The following is a 14,573-nucleotide window of genomic DNA, read 5'->3' on the forward strand; positions in this document are numbered from 1 at the left end:
TCAAACGTTTGTTTAAAATACATTGGGACAGGTGAAACCTCTGTCCCTCTTTGGTTCACCCTCTCCAATCACTCTTTGCTAATCTCATATATTCCTCCCTGTAAGTGGAAGGACTGGTTCTGGCGTCCGTTTTCAAGCTGAAGGCCAAAGGGTCTTTCGCCAAATGCATTGAGGAAATCTTTAATAACGCCATCTTCGACAGGTGTACAAAACAACAGGTTTCCGTGCGGCATGTTTAGGCGCTGGCATTTTGCACCCCATTCCTCATTTATAAACGCCTCTCCGATTTGCAGATCGAAAAGAGAAGACCATCTGGAAAGGGTATCACCCAAATTTTCAACTGCTAACAACACATCCTTTACTTGAAGAGAGCCGGCTGGATGGCTGGAGAATACCTTCAGTTTCTCTCTCCTAACCACATCATCTTCTCCCCATTGGATGAAGAAGGGAAGGGGAAGTGTTGGATGCTCCTCCTCGATAAACAGCATGGACCATTGCAAAAGTTCTCCACTGTCCGTTAACCGGGACCCTTTGACAGGTCCATGAAGTTTCAGACCTTTCTCTTTAAGCTCGACAGCAAGTTGATCCATGTTATTCGTCCTGAGAGCAATCCTCCCCGGATGGTCTCCCAAAGGCAGCTCAGCGACAAGCTGTTGAATCAGCGGGTTATCGTCAACCTGCATGGAAACAGATGGTTCTTGAATTCCGAGCCACTCGATATAACCTAAACCAAAATAAGCAAGCGTGTTATAAGTCCCCCAGTTTTCATGCTTCCCACCCTCATTAACCTGAATGCCATGCTGTAGCATCGTTTTCTTGGCTGATGTAGGATCAGATGAAAAGTGAACAAGATGATCAAAGGCAAGTGTGGTCATTTTCTATCCCTCGTTTCTGTATAGTGATGTGATTCTATTTTAACAGGTTTACAAGAAGGACCTGAGTGTATGTGCTCTGTCTCTATGACATTAACAAGAGGAGGGAGGGGCTGCTGATGCGCCTTTTATCCTTTTCTCACTAACAAATTGTATTACTGAACGTAGAAAAAAGAGCCATTTTCTGATGGGATAAAGAGAATTTAGTTGGTTTGCTTAGAAGTAATTAGAGGTGTAGATGGAAGTTGAAGATATTATAACCTTCTGAAAAGTATACCCCTATTACGATTTACCTGATGGTATAATTAGGAAAAGGTGAGTGGAAAGCAACAATAAATAAGTTTTATACATAATTTAAGGGGGACGACATTGTGAGAAAACTTCTATTATTCCTTTGTTTCATGGTTGCAGTGTTTAGTATTGCAGCATGTTCTGATGAACAGGATCCCAATGTGTTAAAAGTAAGCAAATCTTCAGATGAGTTAGTTGGAGAAAACTATCAAACAGTCCTTTCGGAATTAGAAGAAACAGGATTTACTAATATTGAGACTAAAGTATTGGATGATTTAATTACTGGTTGGCTGACAAAGGATGGAGAAATTGAACAAATAGAGATTAATGGAAATACTGAATTTACCGCGAGTGATAGTTTTCAAAAAGATTCCAAAATACTTATTACATATCACACATTTCCAGAAGAAGAGGTAACCGACACCAAAACTACTAATGAAGAGAATTCTGAGACAGATGAACAATCAACCAATGATACTGCTGAGGAAATTAATGAGGAAGTATTAACTGTGAATAATAATGAAGAACTTGCAGCTGTATTGGCAGTCAAGGATGAATTTGATCCCATTATCGGGAATTTTGCGAAAAAATATACTGGTAGAACTATAGAATTTGATGGAAATATTGCATATATGGTAAAACATGATAATTATAAAACAAGATATAACTTTATGATTTTTGCTGGTGATTATAGTGAAACAACTTTTAGTGGACCTAATTTTAAGTTCGAAGATGTCAGTGTTTTTGATTTACATCTTACTGGTTCTGAAATACCAGAAACTATTGGGGTGGGACAAAATCTCCATATCACTGCTGTGGTTGAGGAATACAATGAAACCTCTGGGCTATTCTTCCTTGATCCGGTTTCTACTGAAATAAGATGAAATTTATTGAAGTGTGGAAGAGCCAAGTTTAGGTGCAAAATAAGCATTTAGCCAGCTGACTTGGTTGAGGGAATTAGATACCTTAAAAAAGTACTATACTGATGCAAAAATTAATTAAAAATCTCATTTAGAAACATCATAAAAAATTGTATCATTAGTTAGCACAAAGTTGTTATGAATACTATTTTTCTTTCCGTAGTTTATGGAAATTCTAAAGCTTAATGTAGCAGCAGAAATTATACCGCTTTACTTAACTGGCTGTATACGATGTATCGGTACAAGGGACCAGATGAGCTAGAATGAGTTAATCTTAAAAAACAGTTAAATAAGTAAAAATATAGAACGGAGAATAGACAATGGCTACGACAATCGAAGTGAACAAACAGAGTGTCAAACAATTGTTGGAAACAGGAAAAGTTAATAAATTCATTATCCCTGAGTATCAACGTCCATATGCGTGGTCTGACGAACAAGTCCAGACTCTCTTTGATGATTTAGTGGAATACACGAAAAATCAGAACGAAAGTACTTATTTTCTAGGAACAATTGTATCTTATGAAAACAACGATGAACAGGAAATTATAGATGGTCAACAGCGTATAACTTCTTTATTTTTATTACTTCGTGCCCTTTATTCAAAACTTAATTCAATGACAGAAACAAAAGAAGTAAAGAATTTTAAAGGACAAATTGAATCAGCATTGTGGGAACAAGATGAGTTAACTGCTGAGGTTGATTACGAAAAAACGCTTATTGAATCAAGGGTAATGAGGGATGAAGGAAACCAAATCTTTGCAGAAATTCTTACCAGAGGTACTATTAAAGAAGGTGAGAAAGATAACTATTCATTAAATTATAAAATTTTCACAGAGCTTATAGATAATTATGCTACAAATGAACCCGAATTGTTTTTTTGGTTCATCCGGAATGTTTTAAATAAAGCAATATTATTACCCATTACTGCAGATTCCCAGGATACGGCGTTAACAATATTCTCCACTTTGAACGATAGGGGACTAGCTTTATCCGACGCAGATATATTTAAAGCGAAGATCTATAATCAATTGGATGATAAGGGGAAAGGGGCTTTTATTGAACAGTGGCAACAACTAGATGCAGAAGCAATTAATGCCAATGAGAGTATTCAAAAATTATTTTACTATTATATGTTTTATTTAAGAGCCTTAGACAAAGATAAAAATACAACTACACCAGGAATAAGAAAGTACTATTCTAGAAATAATTTTGAGCAGTTATATAAGAAAGACGTAATGAAAAATCTAAATAGGATTCTTAATTTATGGATTGTAATTAATAATCGTGTAGAGATTGAGGGAGAAGTTTGGTCAAAAAATAATAAAATTATCCAAGTGCTAGATGGATTATCTTCGTATCCAAATGAATTTTGGAAGTATCCTGTAGTAATTTACTATCTTAAATATCAGGGTACTCAAGATTTTGAAGAACTATTTTTGAGATTTCTCAAGAAATTACTCGCAGTTTTAGCAGCGCAGTATATAGTCACACCAACTATTAATGCTGTAAAACGAGGAATCTTGAAATTAAACTCTGAAATCATTAGATCTCCTATGCCAGTATTTGATTTTGCTAAAGTGGATGAACAGGAATTAAAAGGAAAGGTTAAGACGGCTCACCGTAACACTGTCCGTATGATATTAAAGATTCTTACTTATCAACGCCAAGAGAAACTACTTCCTGTTAAATGGGAAATAGAGCATATACTTCCTCAGAAATGGCAATCAAGTTATTTTCCAAGCAATTCTGATGAAGAAGTAAGAGAATTAGTGGAACATATAGGAAATAAGATTCCTTTTGAGAAAAAATTAAACATTGTTGCGAGTAATGGATACTTTAAAAAGAAACAAGCCAGTTACGAGAAATCAGAGGTGCAATTATTACTTGACCTGTCTAACCACCATAATGATTGGGGGTTAGATGAAATTCGTGAAAGAGATATTAGGATTTCTGATGAGCTATTAATTTTACTAAATGATTGGGGATTAAATCAATCGGATTTCCCTGTTCGAGAGGAACCATCTACAAGTCCAACCGCTGAAGAATTAAAGCAAATTGAAGAGCTTAAGAGAAAAGGTTTAATTTAATAATTTAAATCAAAAAAAGCGCCGTATGAACATAAACTCATACGGCACTTTTTTTATATTATCTTTTCAGTGATTTTCTCTCTCTTAACCAATTCTTTAACCCGCTGATCGATTCGTTCGGTTTCGGCAATCGGGTTTTTCCACCAGTTTCTGCTCCAAATTCTTTCTATAGTCCAGCCTCTGCTTTCGAGGAAGGCTTGGCGGTAAACGTCCCTTTCCTTAGCGTTCTGGGAACTATGGTACATAGCGCCGTCGCACTCTACTCCTAGAATAAATCTAGATGAATCGTTAGGATGTACAATGGCCATATCTATTCGGTAGCCTGACATTCCTACTTGAGTGGTAACCTCATACCCAAGGTTTCTCAGCTGTTTATAGACTTGTTCCTCGAAAGGTGAATCAAAATGTAGGTCTTGCTGCTTCACGTGAGTATTTACATTTTCATTGATTTCCTGGATTACTGCATTTATTTGCTCAACCTGTGAACTGGCTACTGCTTTTGAATACTTAAGATATGATTTGAAAAGCTTTGGACCAAGCTCGGCCGTATTCGTTACATTAAGTTCTTCAGGCTCGATACTTGATACAACGATAATGCCTTCTTTTGCCCGTGTAACGGCAACATTTAGTCTGTTTTCTCCGCCCTTTTGGTTCAGCATTCCGAAGCGGTTATAAATCCTGCCTTCTTCATTTTTTGCATAGCCTATTGAGAAGAGGATAATGTCCCGCTCATCCCCTTGGACATTTTCAATATTCTTTACAAAAATTCTTTCATCCAACTCTTTTGACATAACTTGCTGATAAAGAACATTGAATTCTTCGTCTTCGCCAGCTGTTTTATCAATGATATCCATGATTTTAGATTGCTGTTTAGAGTTAAAGGTGATGATTCCTACGGTTTTACCAGGCTGATTAACCAGCAAGTCTTTTAATACCTTCACTATTTCAATAGCTTCCATTTCATTCGACTGATTAATCCATCTGCCGTTTACCTTTTTCCATTGAATTGCAGGTGGATTTTTAAAAGGAATTACGTTCGGAGCAATCTGGACATGACCGTTATAAAAGGCATGATTGGAAAAGTTGATTAACTCTTCGTATTTCGATCTATAATGCCACTGTAATATTTTCTCTGGAAATCTCCTCTTCGAAAGATTTAGCAGACTGATTGATTCATCAGTATCGAATTCAGGTTCTTCATCCTCATCATCACTGCTTGCTGAAGATTGGAACATGTTGAAAGGAGGGAGCTGCTTTTCATCCCCTGCAATGACTAGCTGTTTTGCCCTGTAAACAGCAGGAATTCCGTTCTCTACTGTACATTGTGAAGCTTCATCAAATATAACTAAATCGAATAATCCCTCTTCAAGTGGGAAAATTGATGAAACTATTTCTGGTGAAGCAAGCCAAACAGGCATAATATCAACAAGCCCCTGGCCGGCAAATTGGTTAACAAGTTTTCTTAAGGACCAGATCATTCTCTTTTTGCCGACTTGGTGTTTAAGCTCTTTCACCTTTTTTGGATGTGTAGACTGTACAAAATCTACACTTTTAGTTAGAGAGTGAATAAGGTACTGTGTTGCGACTGTTCTTCTTTCTTCAATTAATTGAGCAAATGATTCCCTGATTCTTTGGAATTCACTGGTTGATACTTTTTGTACCTGTGGATATTTCTTTTCAGTTTGATCAATCCAATGGACGTAAGCTGAATTCCTGAATAAGTCCACCCAGAAGTCTGGAAGAGACATCTCTGTATGATTGGTTTTACTCTGCAGCTTTAAAATCACATCTTTAACGTTTTCAGAGCATCGTGCCCAATAGCTGTCCATTTGTTGCAATTCCTCAAAATCCCGATGGAAATATTCCGTGATTTGGTCGAGTTCTTTAAGAGGAATATCTCCTTCAGAAATCCTGGTCTTGAATTCCTTGATTTTTTCATCGTTTATATACTTATTGAGCTTGTCTATTTCATCAGACATTTGTTTTGTTTCTTTTGCAAGTTGATGCATGGTAATGAGTGATTTCCTAATCTCTAACCATTCAGTCGAGTTTGTTCCCTTGAACTTATCTCCATTTAAAAGTTCCTCTAAGATAGACTTTCCTGAAAAAGATGTCCACCACCATAATCTCAGACCCTGCAGTGTACGCTGATTGCTGTCATCTAAATCCGGATAAACCTTATCTAGCTTGTTTTCAATCATCCATGTATAGGCAGGAGTAATTTTTTCATGATCAAGTGACTCCAGGTAGCTTACAGAATTTCTCGCTTTTTCAAGTACACCGTTCAGCAGTTCTATAGCCTGCAGCTTTTCTTTCATATCCATTGAGGCGAAACTTTTACGATGCTTAAGGATATAGTCTTCAGATCCAAACTGGTCGTACCATTCCGCATAGGTATAAACACTTTCAGACATGCTATCCAATTCCTCACGGTTTAAGGAATCTAAGATATTAGATAGCTCGATGATTTGTGTGGTATCTCCTACAGCATTTGCGAGACCGTATAAATCGTATAACCTAAAACCATAAGCCTGTTGTTCATATAAAGCTTTGGCAATGCTATTCAGCAGCTCTTCTTGATTATTCAATTTGTTAGAAGCGGAGGCTAACATATTCACAGCTTCTTCATGTGTAATTTCATTTTGGTCTAAGACAGATGATAATTTCGTATATAACTTTTTTCTATCCTGCTTTTCATCATGTACAAGGGCGACGTGATTGCTTAATCCCAAACTGTCCAGCCGCTGATAAACGACATCAAGTGCTGCCCGTTTTTGACATACGACCAGGATTTTTTTCTCCAACTGTAAAGCATCAGTGATTAGATTAACAATCACCTGTGATTTCCCGGTGCCGGGTGGTCCGTGAACAACTAACCCTTTTTGATAACGGGCTTCTCTTAAAATCTCCTCTTGGGATCCGTCTGCTTTAAGGAGATTTAGGATATCAGGTTCACTTTGAGGTTGACTAGTATCTATTTCTTCCGATTCAGCAAACTCCTCATTTCTTTCAGAATTCGCTTCTGGATTAATTAGTTCACCAGCAAGTGAAAGGCCGCCTCCTTCTTCAACTTTTTCAATTAGCATTTCATAATCCTTTACTAATGAAGAGCCGCCTTGTGGGAAGTTACCTATGATGGCATTTTCCAATATAGTTAGATTTGCTATTTCGGGGATTTCATCTTTTTTAAATTGAGTAAGTTTTTTGATTCCTGTCTCTGTATGTTGAACGTTCAAATCATACTCTTTTAAAAAGCTTATCCAGCTTTCGTAGTCCAGTGTGGTTGAGAGGCTTGCACCTTGTTCGAAAAAATCTTCCGTAAAAGATAAGTTGTTCAACTTTTTAAAAGCAAGAAACAAAGTCCTGTTTAATTGAGGTTCGCCCTCATCTAAACGAACGATCCATTTTTGTGAATTAACATTATTCTTTTCCAAACGGATGGGATACAGAAATAGGGGAGCTTGAAAAAATGTCCCGTCTTGAAGAGTACCTGAAATGAAAGGAAACCCCAAGTAGAAATCATGGACTCCTGTTTCCTCTTCTATTCCTCTCATATTTCGAGAAAGGTCTGTGAGTTTTTTGGATAGAATCATGGTTTCATCCTTATCCATTGAAGGCTTGAAAAGGGTAATGTCACTTTTAGATTGTTTAACAATCTTTTCTACAATTTTGGGGCTTACTTTTTCATCACTTATTTTATCCAGCTCAGTTAAGTCAAAGCTCCATTTATTATAGAGTTTCAATAGACGAATTGAGCGGTTTCTTCTGCTGATATTATTCAATTTGTCCCGCATGTGTATTAATTGTTCTCTCATTAGATAACCTCATTTTATCGTTTTAGCTTTTTACGTATTTATGTGAACTTTCTGTCGAAATATAGAAAAAAATGTAATAAATACTTATCATCATTATAACAAAAGAGCTATGAATATATAACTATTCAGCATGTAGTGAATTATTGCTAATAAGATTGATATAGAGTAGGCAGCTTCATTTGTTAACAGGTAAGAAAAGGAAATAGAAAGAAGACCAGTATCATCAATTTAATGATTTTGTTAAAATGGAAAAAGATAGAATGCGATGAGTAAAGGAGAACTAACGATGATTAATTTTAATGATAAAGTCAATTTTATATGGACAATTGCTGAGATTTTAAGGGGGCCATATAAGCCAGAAGACTATGGAAAAGTCGTACTCCCAATGGCAGTCCTTCGAAGATTTGATTGTGTTCTTGAAGACACCAAAGATGAAGTGCTGGAAAAGCATGAACAATTCAAGAATCTCCCCGAAGAATCAAGAGATGAAATCTTAAATCGGGTAGCGCAGCAAAAGTTTAGCAATATAAGTAAATACGATTTTTCGAAGCTGTTAAGTGATGCTGACAATATCGCTGACAACTTGCGTGACTATATTAACGGCTTCTCTAAAACAGCAAGGGATATAATTGATTATTTTAATTTCGATACGCAAATAGAAAAAATGGAGCGGAATGACCTACTATATCTTGTTGTGAAACGATTTAGTGAGATTGATTTGCATCCAGAAGTAGTCTCTAATGTTGAGATGGGATATATATTTGAAGAATTGATTCGTAGGTTCTCCGAGGATGCCGAAGCAGGTGATCACTATACACCAAGAGAAGTAGTACGTCTTATGGTCAATCTGCTGTTTCTTGAAGATGAAGACATACTGACAAAACAGGGTATTACGCAAACTTTGTATGATTCTTGTGCGGGTACGGGTGGAATGGGTTCTGTTGCACAGGAATATTTACAGGAGTTGAATCCAACAGCAGATTTAGAATTTTTTGCACAAGAGATTAATGAAGAATCATACGCAATCTGTAAAGCTGATATTTTAATTAAAGGGGAAGAGGCAAGGAATATTCGCTTCGGAAATACGTTATCCAATGATGCTTTTTCTGAAATGAAATTCGATTATTTAATTACAAACCCACCTTATGGAGTAGAGTGGAAGCCTGCGGAAAAGGCTGTAAAAGCAGAATATGAAAACTTAGGTTTTAACGGCCGCTTCGGAGCAGGATTGCCACGTATTTCAGATGGACAACTACTATTCCTACAGCATCTTGTATCGAAGATGAAGACTGTTTCAGAAGATAATCCAAAAGGCTCGCGAATTGCAATCATTATGAACGGATCACCTCTTTTCACAGGGGATGCAGGCAGTGGGGAAAGCGAGATTCGTCGTTATCTAATTGAGAATGATTTAGTTGAAGGAATTGTGGGCATGCCAACTGATTTATTCTACAATACTGGAATTTCTACATATATATGGATTTTAACAAACCACAAAAGTTCAGTGCGTAAAGGCAAGATACAACTTGTAAATGCAGTGGATTTCTGGCGAAAAATGAAAAAAAACATGGGAAGTAAGAGGAAAGAACTTTCAGATAAGCACCTTGAAGAAATTGTTCAACTTTATGGTGATTTCTCTGATAATGAAAAAGTGAAAATATTTGAAAATGAAGACTTCGGTTATCAGAAGATTACAGTAGAACGGCCTCTACGCCTAAATTTTAAAATTGACGAGGTTCGTATACAAGAGCTTTATAATCAAACTGCCTTTATAAACTTAGCAAAATCCAAGAAAAAGGGCGAATCGGGTATCCAAGAAATAGAACAAGGAAAACAGCAACAGGAAAAGATTATTAACGCACTAATGTCAATAAAAGATGAGAAAATCTATAAAAATAGAACTGAATTCACCAAAATTCTAAAGAAGTTGTTTAAGGAACTTGATTTAACGATAAACGCTACCTTACTAAAAGCAATCTTAAATGCTCTATCAGAGAAAGATGAAACTGCTGATATATGTACAGATAGTAAAGGGAAATCTGAACCAGATGCAGATTTACGTGATACAGAGAATGTACCATTAAAAGAGGATATTCATGAATACTTTGAACGGGACGTAAAGCCTCACTTACCTGATGCTTGGATAGATGACGCAAAAACTAAGATCGGTTATGAAATTCCCTTTACTCGTCACTTTTATGAATATACTGCATTACGAAGCTCGGAGGAAATCAAGGAAGAAATTAAAGAGTTAGAGAAGGACATCTTAGAGAAATTGAAAAAGGTGATGGTGTAGTGGTACTAAATGAATTTCAAAATAGTGCAGATATAAATTGGTATGAGAGAGTTCCTGAAGATTGGTCTGAAAAAAAGTTAAAATATTTAGTTGAGACTATCAAGGGCTATGCTTTTAAATCCCAATTATTTGGGGATAAAGGTGTACCAATAATAAAAACTACTGATATAAAGAATGGCAAAATACAAGATAGTGATATATTTATTGATGAAAGATTCGAACATGAATATAAAAATGTTCGTGTGAAGAAAAATGATATTTTAATGAGTACAGTTGGTAGTAAAGTAGAAGTAACAAATTCCGCCGTTGGACAAATCGGAAAGGTACAAAAGAAATATGAGGGCGCTTTACTTAATCAAAACGCTGTAATTCTTCGTTGTAAGTCTAAAGATATAACAAATAATTTTTTGTTCTATTTTTTGAATAGTCATTCATATAGAAAGTATCTGGACTTATTTGCACATGGTACAGCTAACCAGGCAAGTTTGTCATTAAAGGATATTTTAGATTTTAAAATGCCACTACCATCTAGAAAGATACAAAATCAAATATCAGAATTCCTTGAACATAAAACTTCTGATGTCGAAACACTCATAGGAGACAAACAAAAGCTCATCGACCTGCTCGAAGAAAAACGTCAAGCGATTATTACTGAAGCAGTGACCAAAGGGTTAAATCCTGATGTGAAATATAAAAATTCAGGTGTACAATGGATTGGGGAGGTACCAGAGCATTGGGAAATAACTAAGCTAAAAAGATGTTTAAAAGTATTAAATGGAAAAGAAATAAAGAATGAAATAAGTATTGAGGAACCAATTGGTGTTGACGTTTATGGGTCAGGCGGGGTTTTTAAAAAGACAGATGAGTTTTTATATGAAGGTAAATCTGTTTTGTTTGGTCGTAAGGGTACAATTGGAAAGCCAATATTCGTAGAGGGGAGATTTTGGGCAGTTGATACCATGTATTTTACAAAGTTCTATAAAGGGATGAATTCAAAATGGTTTTATTATATGTTTATTGTTTTCCCTTGGGATGTATACATGACACAGACAGCCTTACCAAGTATTGTGGGAACTGATATTGAAAATGAAATATGGGCAGTACCAAAAGTTCAAGAACAGCAAGATATTGTAAAATACCTTGATACCAAAATATCCGACATTGATAAATTAATTTTAGAGATAAAACAACAAATAGAAAAGTTAAAAGAATACCGCCAATCTCTCATCTACGAAGCTGTCACAGGAAAAATTGATGTGCGGGATTATCAAAAAGTGACAAACTAAGGAGGGAGACTTGTGGCGATTGATTACAGTGAAAGAGGGTTTGAAGAAAATATTGAGGAAAGTTTGATACAATCTGGTTTTTCAGAGCGAAAACTAACGGGTCAAGCATTAGCTTCATTTAAGAAGTATGCAATAGATGTAGAAGTGCTTTTTCAATTTTTAGAAGTAACGCAAGAAAAAGCCCTAGAACAGTTACAAAAGGTGTATAAGGAACAGTACAAGGCTAAAATCATTGACCGTCTGCATAAGGAGCTTGGAAAGCGTGGTACAATTGATGTTCTCAGGCATGGTATTAAAGACTATGGTGTGACACTGAAACTTGCCTTTAATAAACCTGTCAGCACCATGAATAGAACTCTTATTGAACAATATGAGCGAAACATCTTTACTGTTAGTAGACAAGTGTTTTACAGCAGTAAGAATAACAACAGCATTGATATGATGGTTTCGCTTAATGGACTCCCCATCGCTGTATTAGAATTGAAAAACCAATTAACGGGTCAAACAGTGGAAGACTCAAAAAAGCAGTATCGGAATGATCGAGATCCAAGAGAGCTTCTCTTCGAATTTAAAAAACGTGCTATTGTCTTTTATGCCGTGGATACGGACGAGGTTTACATGACAACACAATTGAATGGAGAAAAGACCTTTTTCTTACCTTTTAACAAGGGAAATGAAGGGGGAAAAGGCAATCCTATTGTCTATAACGATTATAAGACATCGTATTTGTGGAAAGATGTCTTACAAAGAGACAGTCTTTTGGACATTCTCTTTCGTTTTGTCTATGTCAATCAAGAAGATATACTTGATAGCACTGGAGAAATTATTGATAAAAAGGAAACAGTTATTTTTCCACGTTATCATCAATTGGATGTAGTAAGAAAGATTGAAGATGATGTAACGGGTAAAGGTGTAGGACAGAATTATTTGATTCAGCATAGTGCCGGCAGTGGGAAAACGAATAGCATATCTTGGTTAGCTCACCGTTTAGCAAAGCTGCACAATCAAGATGATGAAGCGATGTTTAATAGTGTGATTGTTATTACTGATCGCAGGGTTCTCGATAAGCAGTTACAAGATGCTGTTTATCAACTTGAACATAAAGCCGGTATGGTAGAGAAGATTGATAAGGATTCATCACAATTAGCGAATGCCATATCAAGCGGGACAAGAATTATCATAACTACACTTCAAAAGTTTCCTTTCATAATGGAAAAGGTAGGGGACTTTGCAAAAGGTAAGTATGCAATCATTATTGATGAAGCTCATAGTAGTCAAGGCGGAAAGGCTTCCAAGGCAATGACAAATATTTTGTCTGATAAGTCTTTGGAAGAAGCGATTGAAGTTGATCGTATTGCAGAAGAAGAATTGGGAGATATGGAAGAAAAGATTGCTGAAATAATAGCAAAAAGTGGCCGCCAAGATAACATTTCATTTTTTGCATTTACCGCAACTCCGAAAGCAAAAACCATTGAAAAATTCGGTACATATGATGCAGAAGGAAAACCGCATCCATTCCATGTCTACTCTATGCGACAAGCGATAGAAGAAGGCTTTATTATTGATGTACTAAAGAATTACACCACATATAAAACCTACTACAAAGTAGCGAAGAGCGTGGAAGATGATCCAGAAGTGGTGAAAAGTAAAGCTACAAAACAAATTGCCAAGTATGTATCCCTACATCCACATAACATTGCTCAGAAGACAGAAATTATTATAGAGCATTATCGCTCTGTAACAAGGTATAAGATTGGTGGAAGAGCGAAGGCGATGGTTGTGACAGGAAGTCGTCTTCATGCGGTGAGATACAAACATGCCTTCGATAAATATATCAAATCAAAAGGCTATCATGATATGAAAGCAGTGGTCGCTTTCAGCGGTACGGTTGAAGATAATGGAATCTCCTATACAGAACCAGATATGAATAAATTTAGTGAAAAGGAACTTCCAGATAAGTTTCATTCAGATGAATACCAGGTGCTGTTAGTCGCAGAAAAATATCAGACTGGCTTTGACGAACCCTTGCTACATACAATGTACGTAGACAAGCCGTTATCAGGCATAAAGGCAGTACAGACATTATCAAGGTTAAATAGAACGTGTAAGGGTAAAAATGATACCTTTGTGCTTGATTTTGTAAATGATGCGGAGGAAATCCAAGAGGCTTTTCAGCCCTACTACGAAGTAACTGGATTAGAAAGCACCACTGATCCAAATGTACTGTATGACTTAGAGCGAGAGTTAGATGCATGTCAAGTGTATACAAAAGAAGAGGTAGAGGAAGTTTGTAAATTAGAATTTAACGGGAAAAAGAAGACAGCTAAAACACAAGAAAAGCTTAATGCCATACTTGATAAAGCTGTTGAACGTTTTAATAATCAAATTGAGAAAGAACAACAGGAAGACTTTAAAGGAGCTTCCACTAAATTTATCCGAACGTATTCCTTTATATTGCAGATTGCCCCATTTGGTGATGTAGAACTTCATAAGCTGTTCGTTTACTTAAACTACCTATTAAAGAAACTTCCGAGGCGAACAACTGATGACGTTTATTTGGCAGATGATGTTGCCTTACAATATTACCGTAATGAGAAAGTATTTGAGGGTAGTATCGCACTGAGTGTGGAAGGTGGAGCAGAACTACGTGGTACAAAACACGGAAAAGGCGGGGGAAAAGAAGAAGAGAAAGAAAGGCTATCCTCTATCATTGACCGGTTGAATGAGAGGTTTGGTACGGAATTTACAGATACCGATAAGCTTTCAAGAGACCAAATCAAAGAAGACATAATCAATAATGAAGATTTAGCAAGTAAAGCTCGTAACAACACGAAAGATAACTTTAAATTCTCTTATGAAAAGGCGTTTATGGACTTTGTTATTTCCAGAATGGGACAAAACGAAAAGTTCTTTATGAAAATGCTTGAAAACAGTGAATTTAGATCGTTTATTATGGATGATATGTTTGAAGAAGTATATACTGAATTGAATATTTCTTAATTCCGA

7 protein-coding genes are annotated in these 14,573 nt (G+C 36.2%); 5 read left to right on the forward strand and 2 right to left on the reverse strand.

Annotation, left to right across the window (positions count from 1 at the left end; translation table 11 throughout):
* Positions 1-68: 68 nt before the first annotated feature.
* Positions 69-875 carry a VOC family protein gene (locus ACOJQI_RS02835; protein WP_421383349.1) on the reverse strand — a complete coding sequence of 269 codons (807 nt, stop codon included), beginning with the start codon at positions 873-875 and terminating at the stop codon, positions 69-71.
* A 368-nt stretch (positions 876-1,243) separates the two neighbouring features.
* Here ACOJQI_RS02835 and ACOJQI_RS02840 point away from each other — a divergent pair, with 368 nt between their 5' ends.
* A complete protein-coding gene (locus ACOJQI_RS02840; RefSeq protein WP_421383351.1) occupies positions 1,244-2,047 on the forward strand; it encodes a DUF4839 domain-containing protein in 804 nt (267 codons plus the stop codon).
* Positions 2,048-2,403: 356 nt separating this feature from the next.
* Complete coding sequence (locus tag ACOJQI_RS02845; protein ID WP_421383353.1) at positions 2,404-4,170, forward strand: DUF262 domain-containing protein; 1,767 nt, start codon at positions 2,404-2,406, stop codon at positions 4,168-4,170.
* A gap of 53 nt (positions 4,171-4,223) precedes the next feature.
* Here ACOJQI_RS02845 and ACOJQI_RS02850 read toward each other — a convergent pair whose 3' ends face one another.
* Positions 4,224-7,985: an AAA domain-containing protein gene (locus ACOJQI_RS02850; RefSeq protein ID WP_421383355.1), complete on the reverse strand. Its 3,762-nt coding sequence runs from the start codon at positions 7,983-7,985 to the stop codon at positions 4,224-4,226.
* A 286-nt stretch (positions 7,986-8,271) separates the two neighbouring features.
* On the opposite strand from ACOJQI_RS02850, the gene ACOJQI_RS02855 reads away from it, so the two are divergent.
* From ACOJQI_RS02855 to ACOJQI_RS02865, 3 genes are read left to right on the forward strand one after another with little or no spacing between them, the layout of a single operon-like run.
* Positions 8,272-10,281 (forward strand): type I restriction-modification system subunit M, encoded by a 2,010-nt coding sequence (locus ACOJQI_RS02855; protein ID WP_421383357.1) that lies wholly within the window; start codon positions 8,272-8,274, stop codon positions 10,279-10,281.
* Positions 10,281-11,567, forward strand: coding sequence for a restriction endonuclease subunit S (locus tag ACOJQI_RS02860; protein ID WP_421383359.1), 1,287 nt, complete (start codon positions 10,281-10,283; stop codon positions 11,565-11,567). The genes ACOJQI_RS02855 and ACOJQI_RS02860 overlap by 1 nt, the downstream gene beginning before the upstream one ends.
* A 12-nt stretch (positions 11,568-11,579) precedes the next feature.
* Positions 11,580-14,567: a type I restriction endonuclease subunit R gene (locus tag ACOJQI_RS02865; RefSeq protein WP_421383361.1), complete on the forward strand. Its 2,988-nt coding sequence runs from the start codon at positions 11,580-11,582 to the stop codon at positions 14,565-14,567.
* The last annotated feature ends 6 nt before the right edge of the window (positions 14,568-14,573 follow it).

This window comes from Bacillus salacetis, assembly GCF_049177075.1.
GTDB classification, from domain to species: Bacteria; Bacillota; Bacilli; order Bacillales; family Bacillaceae_B; genus Rossellomorea; species Rossellomorea salacetis_A.